Annotated in this window: 13 protein-coding genes; 8 read left to right on the top strand and 5 right to left on the bottom strand. The window is 70.8% G+C overall.

Translation table 11 applies throughout. The features are described from left to right. A partial coding sequence (locus tag F9K34_RS14605; RefSeq protein ID WP_291337753.1) for a tRNA dihydrouridine synthase occupies positions 1-714 on the bottom strand: 714 nt, incomplete at its 3' end. Between the two features lie 190 nt (positions 715-904). On the opposite strand from F9K34_RS14605, the gene F9K34_RS14600 reads away from it, so the two are divergent. From F9K34_RS14600 to F9K34_RS14590, 3 genes are read left to right on the top strand one after another with little or no spacing between them, the layout of a single operon-like run. Beyond that, entirely contained in the window at positions 905-2,044 is a 1,140-nt protein-coding gene (locus F9K34_RS14600) for a bifunctional 2-C-methyl-D-erythritol 4-phosphate cytidylyltransferase/2-C-methyl-D-erythritol 2,4-cyclodiphosphate synthase (RefSeq protein WP_291337750.1), read from the top strand. Continuing rightward, the gene (locus tag F9K34_RS14595; protein ID WP_291337748.1) at positions 2,041-2,544 is read left to right on the top strand and encodes a phosphatidylglycerophosphatase A family protein; all 504 of its coding nucleotides are present in this window, start codon (positions 2,041-2,043) and stop codon (positions 2,542-2,544) included. The genes F9K34_RS14600 and F9K34_RS14595 overlap by 4 nt, the downstream gene beginning before the upstream one ends. After that, a complete protein-coding gene (locus F9K34_RS14590) occupies positions 2,541-3,014 on the top strand; it encodes a CinA family protein (protein ID WP_291337746.1) in 474 nt (157 codons plus the stop codon). The genes F9K34_RS14595 and F9K34_RS14590 overlap by 4 nt, the downstream gene beginning before the upstream one ends. On the opposite strand, the gene F9K34_RS14585 is transcribed toward F9K34_RS14590, so the two are convergent. After that, complete coding sequence (locus tag F9K34_RS14585) at positions 3,011-3,469, bottom strand: type II toxin-antitoxin system RatA family toxin (protein WP_291337745.1); 459 nt, start codon at positions 3,467-3,469, stop codon at positions 3,011-3,013. The genes F9K34_RS14590 and F9K34_RS14585 overlap by 4 nt on opposite strands. An 88-nt stretch (positions 3,470-3,557) precedes the next feature. On the opposite strand from F9K34_RS14585, the gene hpt reads away from it, so the two are divergent. Beyond that, positions 3,558-4,112 carry a hypoxanthine phosphoribosyltransferase gene (gene hpt / locus F9K34_RS14580; protein WP_291337755.1) on the top strand — a complete coding sequence of 185 codons (555 nt, stop codon included), beginning with the start codon at positions 3,558-3,560 and terminating at the stop codon, positions 4,110-4,112. A 96-nt stretch (positions 4,113-4,208) separates the two neighbouring features. Then, positions 4,209-4,340 (top strand): hypothetical protein, encoded by a 132-nt coding sequence (locus F9K34_RS14575; RefSeq protein ID WP_291337743.1) that lies wholly within the window; start codon positions 4,209-4,211, stop codon positions 4,338-4,340. A gap of 10 nt (positions 4,341-4,350) precedes the next feature. Here the strand turns inward: F9K34_RS14575 and F9K34_RS14570 are convergent, their stop codons facing one another. Further along, on the bottom strand, positions 4,351-5,223 hold the full coding sequence (locus F9K34_RS14570) for a LysR family transcriptional regulator (RefSeq protein WP_291337741.1): 873 nt from the start codon (positions 5,221-5,223) through the stop codon (positions 4,351-4,353). Positions 5,224-5,437: 214 nt separating this feature from the next. Here F9K34_RS14570 and F9K34_RS14565 point away from each other — a divergent pair, with 214 nt between their 5' ends. Both F9K34_RS14565 and F9K34_RS14560 read left to right on the top strand, forming a co-directional pair. Beyond that, the gene (locus tag F9K34_RS14565) at positions 5,438-5,905 is read left to right on the top strand and encodes a c-type cytochrome (RefSeq protein WP_291337739.1); all 468 of its coding nucleotides are present in this window, start codon (positions 5,438-5,440) and stop codon (positions 5,903-5,905) included. A 196-nt stretch (positions 5,906-6,101) separates the two neighbouring features. Continuing rightward, positions 6,102-6,992, top strand: a complete 891-nt coding sequence (locus tag F9K34_RS14560; RefSeq protein WP_291337738.1) for a c-type cytochrome — start codon at positions 6,102-6,104, stop codon at positions 6,990-6,992. A gap of 82 nt (positions 6,993-7,074) precedes the next feature. Here the strand turns inward: F9K34_RS14560 and F9K34_RS14555 are convergent, their stop codons facing one another. Next, the gene (locus F9K34_RS14555; RefSeq protein WP_291337736.1) at positions 7,075-7,827 is read right to left on the bottom strand and encodes a GNAT family N-acetyltransferase; all 753 of its coding nucleotides are present in this window, start codon (positions 7,825-7,827) and stop codon (positions 7,075-7,077) included. A 102-nt stretch (positions 7,828-7,929) separates the two neighbouring features. On the opposite strand from F9K34_RS14555, the gene msrB reads away from it, so the two are divergent. Continuing rightward, on the top strand, positions 7,930-8,328 hold the full coding sequence (gene msrB, locus F9K34_RS14550; RefSeq protein ID WP_291337734.1) for a peptide-methionine (R)-S-oxide reductase MsrB: 399 nt from the start codon (positions 7,930-7,932) through the stop codon (positions 8,326-8,328). Positions 8,329-8,336: 8 nt separating this feature from the next. Here the strand turns inward: msrB and F9K34_RS14545 are convergent, their stop codons facing one another. Further along, positions 8,337-8,798 (bottom strand): outer membrane protein assembly factor BamE, encoded by a 462-nt coding sequence (locus F9K34_RS14545; RefSeq protein ID WP_291337733.1) that lies wholly within the window; start codon positions 8,796-8,798, stop codon positions 8,337-8,339. Positions 8,799-8,937 lie beyond the last annotated feature (139 nt).

Here is an 8,937-nt window from a genome sequence, read left to right as displayed (position 1 = left end):
CCGCCAGGGCGCGCCGCGGGCGCCGCGACCGATCATGACCGCCGTTGCGCCCGAGGCCGCAAGCGCCGCGCGCGCGCCGGCAAGGTCGCGGATGTCGCCGTTCGCCACGACCGGCACCGTGACCGCCTCGGCCACGGCGCGGATCGCCGGCCAGTCCGCCGCTCCGGTGTAGAACTGCTGGCGGGTGCGGCCGTGGACGGTGACCATCCGCACGCCTGCGGCCTCGGCCTGCCGCGCGAGGTCGGGCGCGTTCAGGCACCCTGCGTCCCAGCCGAGTCGGCACTTCAGCGTCACCGGCACCTCGACGGCACCCACGACCGCGTCGACGAGGCCGAGCGCATGGTCAAGGTTCCGCATCAGAGCCGAGCCGGAGAGACCGCCGGTGACCTTCTTCGCCGGGCAGCCCATGTTGATGTCGATGACCCGCGCGCCCATGTCGGCGACGATCCGCGCAGCCTCCGCCATGGCCCTCGCCTCGCGTCCGGCAAGCTGGACGGAGGTCGGCGTACCGTCGGCGAGGCCAAGGTCGCTGCGCGCCTTGGCCCGGACCGAAGGCCTTTGCGTGATGAGTTCCCCCGAGGCGACCATCTCGGAGACGACGAGGCCGGCGCCGAATGCGGCCACCCGGCGCCGGAACGGCAGGTCGGTGATGCCCGCAAGAGGCGCGAGGAGAACGGGCGGATCGACTGCGATGTCGCCGATGGTCAGGGCCAAATGCCTAATCCTTGTGCAATTGCCACCGAGATAGTCGGCGCCGGCAGATTGCGCAACGAAAACGGCAGCGCCTCCCCTGGCGATACGGCGATTGCCCGAATTTTGGGCATCCGCGCCCGCCCCGCGCCGGACAAGGCGGCATTGCCCATGCGCGCGACCCGGACTAGACGGGAGCAAAGGGAGGGCCGCCGTGACCGATACCGCCGATACCGCCATCGTCATCGTCGCCGCGGGCCGGGGCAGCCGCGCCGGGGGCGGCGAGCCGAAGCAATGGCGGCACATCGCGGGGCGGAGCGTGCTCGCCCGGACGGTCGCCACCTTCGCCGGCTTTCCCCGCATCGTCGTCGTACTGCACCCCGAGGACATGCTGCGCGGCGTGGCGGAGTTCGGCGGCCGCGTCACCCTCGTCGCCGGCGGCGAAAGCCGCACCGAGTCGGTGCGCAACGCGCTCGCCTCGCTCGCCGGCGGCGGCGTCGCCCGCGTCCTGATCCATGACGGCGCCCGCCCGTTCGTCTCGCCTGCCGTCATCGCCCGCGTCGCGGGCGCGCTCGACCATGCCAAGGCCGCCGCACCCGCCCTTGCCGTCACCGATGCCCTCTGGACCGGCGCGGAGGGGCGCGTCACCGGCGTCGCCGGGCGCGCCGGGCTCTGGCGCGCGCAGACGCCGCAGGGATTTCACCTCGACGCGATCCTTGCCGCCTACCGCAACCATCCCGGCCCCGCCGCCGACGACGTCGAGGTCGCCCGCGCCGCCGGGCTTGACGTCGCCATCGTCGAGGGCGAGGAGGAGAACATCAAGATCACCTGGCCCGGGGACTTCGCCCGCGCCGAAAGGATGCTGGGCAACGCCATGGATATCCGCACCGGCAACGGCTTCGACGTCCATGCCTTCACCGCGGGCGATCACGTCACGCTCTGCGGCGTGCGCCTGCCGCACGACCGCGCGCTCCTTGGCCATTCCGATGCCGATGTCGCGATGCACGCGCTGACCGACGCGATCTACGGCGCGCTGGCCGAGGGCGACATCGGCCGGCATTTCCCCCCGTCCGACCCGCAGTGGAAGGGGGCGGCGAGCGCGATCTTCCTCGCCCACGCGGCCTGGCTTGCGCGGCAGAAGGGCTACGCGCTTTCGAACGCCGACGTGACCATCGTCTGCGAGCGCCCGAAGATCGGCCCCCATGCACTTGACATGGCACGCGAACTTGCCCGGATCACGGGCGCGGGCACGGACCGGATCAGCGTCAAGGCGACGACTTCGGAACGGCTCGGCTTCACCGGGCGCGAGGAAGGCATCGCGGCCCTCGCCACCGTCACGCTGGTGCGGCCGTGACCCTGGCGCGCGCCATCGCCACGCTCTTCGGCGTCGGCCAACTGAAGCCTGCCCCCGGCACCTGGGGCTCGGCGGCGGCCCTCGCCCTCGGCGTGGCGATCGACCATCTCCTCGGCTTCCCGGCGCTCGCGCTGGCCACGCTCGCGGTGATCCCGCTCGGCTACTGGGCGGTGGCGCGGACCGTCGCGGGCGCCGCCGACAAGGACCCGTCCGAGATCGTCATCGACGAGGTCGCGGGCCAGTGGATCGCGCTGCTATTCCCCGCCGCCGCCTTCTGGGTCCGCGGCATGGAGTACTGGGCGCTCTCGGCCTGGCCGGGCTGGGTCGCCCCCTTCCTCTTCTTCCGCCTCTTCGACATCTGGAAACCCGGGCCCGTCGGCTGGGCCGACCGCAAGGGGACGGCCGGGGCGACGATGACGGACGACCTCTGGGCCGGGCTCTTCGCCGGGCTTGCCACCGTCGCCGCGGCCGGGCTCTGGCACGGGGTCATGGGGCGATGACGAAGGCGGAGGAGCTTCTCGCCGCCGCGCGCGCGACGGGCGACCGGATCGCCACGGCCGAAAGCTGCACTGGCGGCATGATCGGCGCCGCGATCACCGATGTGGCGGGTTCCTCCGACATCTTCGACCGCGGCTTCGTCACCTATTCCAATGCCGCCAAGACGGCGATGCTGGGCGTCGATCCTTGGCTGATCGAGACCCACGGCGCGGTGAGCGAGCCGGTCGCCCGCGCCATGGCCGAAGGCGCGCTCGACCGGGCGCATGCCTCGCTCGCCGTCGCCGTCACGGGCATCGCCGGCCCGGGCGGGTCCGATCACAAGCCGGAAGGGCGCGTCTGCTTCGCGCTCGCCGCCACCGGGCGGCGCACCCGGACCGAGACGGTGGACTTCGGCGCCATCGGCCGCGCAAGGGTCCGCCAGGCGACGGTCGATCACGCGCTCGACCTCCTGCTCGCGGCCACGCGCGGCTAGGATCGCCGGCCGTAGAGCGCCTCCGCCCGCGCCTCGAACGCCTTCACCACGCGGCGCATCGCCTCGTCGAAGACGACGCCGATCACCTTCTGCAGGATCGCGTTGCGGAACTCGAAATCCACGAAGAAGTCCACCTCGCAGCGGTCCTCGCCAGCGTCCCGGAACGCCCAGCGGGAGTGCATGTGGCGGAACGGGCCGTCGAGATACGTGGTGTCTATGGTCATAGCCCCGGGGTCGAGCAGGACCCGGCTGCCGAACCTTTCGCGGAAGACCTTGAAGGAGATCACGAGGTCGGCCTCCACCACCTCGCTGCCGTCCGGCTGCGGCGTGCGCGAGCGCACCCGCGCGGCGGCCGTCCAGGGCAGGAACTCGGGGTAGCGCGGCACGTCGGCCACAAGGTCGTACATCTGTCGCGCCGACCAAGGCAGCGTCCGTGTTTCCGAATGCCTGGGCATGGCTTTCCCCCGGGTGACAGTGGCGCCCCATGTCGCTAAATGGAAGCGTGAAATCAAGGGCCCGCCCAAGGGCCCGAGGGGGGACATGGTGCCGCAACGACCCTATGCCATCGACGAGATGATTTCGGCCAAGGCCATCGCGGCGCGGGTCGAGGCCCTGGCCAAGGAGATCACGCGCGCCTTCCGCGGTACCGACAAGCTCATCGTCGTCGGGCTCCTTCGCGGGTCCTTCGTCTTCATCGCCGACCTCGTGCGCGAGATCGACCTGCCGGTCGAGGTCGATTTCCTCGAGGCTTCCTCCTACGGCAACGCGATGGAAAGTTCGCGCGAGGTGCGCATCCTGAAGGACCTGCGCGGCGAGATCGCGGGCCGCGACGTGCTCGTCGTGGAAGACATCGTCGATACCGGGTTCACGCTCCATCACGTGGTCAACCTGCTCCGCAGCCGCGAACCGAAGCGGCTGGAGGTCTGCGCGCTGCTCGACAAGCCCTCCCGGCGCGAGGTGCCGATCAAGGCGACCTGGACGGGCTTCGAGATCCCGGACGAATTCGTGGTGGGTTACGGCATCGACTTCGCGCAGAGGAACCGCAACCTGCCATACATCGGCAAGGTCCGGTTCACCGAGGACGGGTCCGTCGGCTGACGCGGCCCTCATGCAGCCACTCCGCGGGGCGGGCTTGGCAGGTTTCCGGCGAAGGATCGCGGGGCGTGCGGGATGAATCCGCGGATATTCCTTCGCATGGCACGATGGGCGCGCAATCCGCCCTCGGCGCGGCGCGTGGTCCTCGGCCTCGTGGTGATCGGCGCCTGCCTTGGGCTCGCGGCACTGGAATGGGCGGGGCTCCTGCCCGGGTGGTTCGCCATTCGCTGACGGAAGGCGTTCAGGCCGCCTCCGTCTCGCCCCGGAGGCGCGCCGCCTGCTCGGCGACAGCCTGCGTCAGCAGCGAGCGCGCGGCGGCGATGCGCGGGATCTCGGCGAGGTCCGAGTGGCTTGCAACCCAGATGTCCACCGCAAGGTCCGGCAGCACCCCCGTCACCCGCTCCAGCCCGGGATGTTCGGCCCCGATGAAATCCGGCATCCCGGCCAGGCCGAGACCCGCCGCCGCCAGTTCCCGCAGGACGAGGAAGCTGTCGGCGCGGGCAACGATCCGCGCCGGATCGACGTTTTCCTCGATCCACCGCCCGATGCGCGAGCGGCCGGCGGGCCCGGAGAGGCCAAGCCAGTCGGTCGTCGCCGTGCCGCGCTTGCGGAAAAGGCCGAAGCCGAGAACCGCCGCCGACTCGCCCACGAGGTCGTCGGGCAGCGCGTGCGCCGGACGGACGGTGATGTCGGCATGGGTCCGGGCAAGATCGAGATGGGCGTTCGAACAGAGCAGCTCGACGTTGAGGTGGGGCGACTCGACACGCAGACGCGCGACGATCGGGGCGAGCACGCTTTGGCAGAGCGAATCCGTCGAGGTCACGCGCACCTCGCCCGAGAGCGGCGCCAGCGTGCCTCGCAGCGCGCGCCCCACGGCCTGTACCGCGCGGTCCACCTCGCGCGCGGCGTCGATCAGCCGGCCCATGGGTGGGGGCACCGAGTAGCCCCGCGCCGTCCGGTCGAAGACCACCAGGCCTGCGGCTTCCTCGTAGGCCGCGACCCTCCTCAGGACCGTCGCGTGATTCACCCCGAGCCGCCGCGCAGCGGCGCTGACCGAGCCTTCCTCGGCCACGGCGAGCACGAACCGCAGGTCGTCCCAGTTTTCCCGTGTCATCCGCTTCCCTTCCACCGATCACGTTTTCGTCAGCCGCAGGCCCGCCCCCGGACTTTGGTCCGATCAATTCCACGACTCTGCGGGCCCAAAGTCCCTGTTGCGGGCCGCGGATCGGGATTGTGTGCGGAAATTCACCATACCCCTGCAAAAATTGCGAGTAGGCACGCGTTTTGTCACAGATAGTCTTTTCATGTCCTCAACAGGGAGTTGCGTCATGAAGACACTATTCGCGGGTATGACTGTTGCAGCCGTGCTCTGCGCAGGGGCGGCGACGGCGCAGGAAAGGGGCCCGTTCGCCATGCAGATCGACGCACGCCAGGGCATCATGGCCTATCGCGCGCTCCAGCTCGGCGTGCTCGGCGGCATGGCCAAGGGGGAGGTCGAGTACAACGCCGAAGCCGCCCAGAAGGCGGCCGACAACCTGCTCGCGGCCGTGACAATCGATGCCTCGATGCTCTGGCCGAAGGGCTCGGACCACGACGCCGATCCCAGCAGCGAGGCGCTGGCGGCGATCTGGGCGGAGGGCTCGGACATTGGCGCGAAGGCCACGGCGATGTCCGAAGCGGCGGTGGCGATGCAGGCCGCGGCCGGCAAGGACCTCGAGAGCCTGAAGACGGCGATGGGTACCGTCGGCGCAGCCTGCTCCGGGTGCCACAAGGCATTCCGCCTGCCGCAGAACTGACAGCCGGGTGGCCGGCAGCGCGCAGGACACCGGAGAGAATCCGCCATCCGGTCAGGTCCGGCGAGCGATCTACGGCCCCGGTCACCGAAGTCCGCCCCGAGCCGCGGCGACAACGCGTGTATCAGTCCAAGCAAGTTGACGAAGGGCGCGACCGTTCGGCGGTGGCGCCCGCATCGCACCAAGGGAGTTCCAGACGATGCGCCGGTTCCTCGCCGCCCTCCTCGTTCTCGCGGTCGTCGCGCTCGGCCTCTTCTGGTTCGTCACGCGCCCGGCGCCCCTGCCGGCCGATGCGCTCGACGGGCTGACGCCGGACCTCGCGAAGGGCGAACAGGTCTTCTGGGCGGGGGGCTGCGCGGCCTGCCATGCCGCTGCCGAGGCCAGGGGCGAGGCGAAGCTGGTGCTCGCCGGCGGGCAACGTTTCCCTTCGCCCTTCGGCACCTTCGTCGCCCCTAACATCTCGAACGACCCCGCCGCCGGAATCGGCGGCTGGAGCGCCCTCGACCTCGCCAACGCGATGCTGCGCGGCGTCTCTCCGCGGGGAGAGCACTACTACCCGGTCTTTCCCTATGCGAGCTACACGATGGCCGCGCTGCAGGATATCGTCGACCTGCGGGCCTATCTCGCCACGCTTCCCGCCGACGCGACGCCGAGCGCCCCCCACGAGGTCGGCTTCCCCTTCAGCATCCGGCGCAGCCTCGGAGCCTGGAAAGCCCTCTATCTCGATCCCGCCTGGGTGGTCTCCGGCGAGCTGACGCCGGCGGAGGCGCGCGGTCGCTACCTCGCCGAGGCACTCGGCCATTGCGGCGAATGCCACACGCCGCGCGGACCCTTCGGCGGGATGGAGAGGGCGCGCTGGCTCGCGGGCGGCCCGGTCCCGGGCGGCAAGGGCAATTTCCCGAACATCACGCCGGCCAAGCTCACCTGGTCCGAGCGCGACATCGTCGAGTACCTGACCTCGGGCTTCACGCCCGAGTTCGACAGTGCGGGCGGGCATATGGCGCTCGTGGTGGAAAACACCGCCCACCTGCCCGAAAGCGACCGCGCCGCCATCGCGGCCTATCTGAAGCGCGTGGCGCCGGTGGAGTGAGGGGCCGGGATCGCCCCCGGGGCCCCGGCACCGGGTCGAGCCGAGGGCCGCATGTCCCCCGTCGGCGCCGTCCGGCGAAGGCTCATCCCGCGAGCAGGCGCAGGGCGCGGGCCCGCGCGGGCGGGATGCCGGCGATCTCCACCCCGGTGAAGACGTGGAGCGTGCCGAGGTCGTCGTCCACCACCGCGTGGTCGCTGACCCAGCCGCCCATCATCAGGTAGGTCCTGAGAAGCGGCGGCATGAGCTGCATCGCCCGGCGCGGATCGCTCTGCCGGCGGCGGAGCCTCAGCCCGAAACGGAACACCTTCGGCGCCTTGACCACCGGTCGCCAGCGCTTCGGCGCGAGGTGCCGCTCGCGCAGCATCGCGAAGGCGTCGAGATAGGTCTCCGCATCGGTCCCGAGAAAGGACGAACAGCCGAAGAGCATTCCGACCCCCTCCGCGTCCACGAAGCGGGTCATCGCGGCCCAGGCGACGCGCAGGACGTCGGGATCGTGGCACTCCGGGTCGAGGCAGAAGCGCCCCATCTCGACCATCTTGCCGGGATAGCGGCGCAGGCCCGCAAGCTCGTAGTATTGCGCCGCATAGCTCCGCCCGATCTCGCGCCCGTCCGCCAGCGGCAGGAGCCGGAAGGCCGCCACCAGCCGCCCGTCGCCGGCCGCCTCCACCAGCACGTGCCGGCAGAGCGCGTCGAAGGCGTCCACGTCGCGGCCGTCCTCGGCCCCCTGCCCGCACACCGCGCGGAATGCCCGCCAGCGCAGCGCCTGCGCCCGGTCGAGGTCGGTCGCGCTTTCGGCGAACCTTGCCCGGTAACGTCCCCTCCCGCGCATCGGCATCCTCTCGGCATCTCCGGCTTGGCGCGCCCCGCGGCCGCGCCTACATTCATGATGACCTTACCCCGGATGGGTTACGGGACGGCAACGGAATCGGAGGGCGGAATGGCCGAAAAGATCGTCAAGAGCGATGCCGAGTGGCGCGCGCAGCTCTCGGACCTTGCCTACAAGGTGACGCGCAAGCACGCGACCGAGCGCGCCTTCACCCACGACGACTTCCCGAAGGGGCCGGCGACGTTCCACTGCGTCTGCTGCGGCGCGCCGCTCTTCGACGGCGACACCAAGTTCGACTCCGGCACCGGCTGGCCCAGCTTCTACCGGCCGATCGCGGCCGAGGCAGTCGGCGAGACCGAGGACCGGAGCTGGTTCATGAAGCGGACCGAGGTCCATTGCGCCGCCTGCGACGCGCATCTCGGCCATGTGTTTCCGGACGGGCCGAAACCGACGGGGCTGCGCTACTGCATCAACGGCGTGGCGCTGACGCAGCGTCCGAAGGCGGGGTGACGCCGCCCCTATTCGTTGTTCAGCAGCTGGCCGGCGCTGATGTTGCCGATGTTGCCGAGAAGCTGGCGCAGGAAGCTCAGCCCCTCGATGTTGCTGTCGGTGACACGCCGCGACAGCACGACGACCTGGCCCTTCTCGAGCCCGAAGCGCTCCACGTTCTCGACCGTGCCGCCCTCGTCGAAGCTGATCGCGACGACCTGCCGGTCGATCTCTTCCGGCTCGCGCGGCCCGAAGTGGCGGAAGCGCGAGCCGACGTAGTACCAGGCCCCGCCGGTGAGAAGCCCGGTCGACGACGGCCGGCCCACCGCCTTGGCGACATCCTCGCGGGTCGATTCGCCGACGACGACCTGTTCGAGGTCGGCGTCCCTCGGGACGTAGCCATGGTTCTGGTAAAGCGCCGTGCAGGCCGCCAGCAAGACCACGAGCAACGCGACCGCGCCGCGCCGAACTCCGGAACCGAGCCTGCCCATACCGCCCTCTTGTCTTGCCGCCCCAAGCCTTCTATGCGGCTTACAACATGCCGGTGCCGTCCTTCAAGGACGAAGCCGCCGCCGCTCCCGGTCCGAACCGCAGGAGGCCGACCATGCCCCATGACGCCCCGCCCTTCTC

The sequence above is a fragment of the Albidovulum sp. genome (assembly GCF_008933605.1).
Lineage (GTDB): Bacteria > Pseudomonadota > Alphaproteobacteria > Rhodobacterales > Rhodobacteraceae > Albidovulum.
This window is presented reverse-complemented; position numbering and strand designations above follow the sequence as displayed.

Bases quoted from the DNA above. Each gene is read 5' to 3' on its own strand.
- F9K34_RS14575 (WP_291337743.1), top strand. From the start codon at position 4,209: ATGGCACGATGGGCGCGCAATCCGCCCTCGGCGCGGCGCGTGGTCCTC.
- msrB (WP_291337734.1), top strand. From the start codon at position 7,930: ATGGCCGAAAAGATCGTCAAGAGCGATGCCGAGTGGCGCGCGCAGCTC.
- F9K34_RS14570 (WP_291337741.1), bottom strand. From the start codon at position 5,223: ATGACACGGGAAAACTGGGACGACCTGCGGTTCGTGCTCGCCGTGGCC.
- F9K34_RS14545 (WP_291337733.1), bottom strand. From the start codon at position 8,798: ATGGGCAGGCTCGGTTCCGGAGTTCGGCGCGGCGCGGTCGCGTTGCTC.
- F9K34_RS14585 (WP_291337745.1), bottom strand. From the start codon at position 3,469: ATGCCCAGGCATTCGGAAACACGGACGCTGCCTTGGTCGGCGCGACAG.
- F9K34_RS14560 (WP_291337738.1), top strand. From the start codon at position 6,102: ATGCGCCGGTTCCTCGCCGCCCTCCTCGTTCTCGCGGTCGTCGCGCTC.
- F9K34_RS14555 (WP_291337736.1), bottom strand. From the start codon at position 7,827: ATGCCGATGCGCGGGAGGGGACGTTACCGGGCAAGGTTCGCCGAAAGC.
- F9K34_RS14590 (WP_291337746.1), top strand. From the start codon at position 2,541: ATGACGAAGGCGGAGGAGCTTCTCGCCGCCGCGCGCGCGACGGGCGAC.
- F9K34_RS14565 (WP_291337739.1), top strand. From the start codon at position 5,438: ATGAAGACACTATTCGCGGGTATGACTGTTGCAGCCGTGCTCTGCGCA.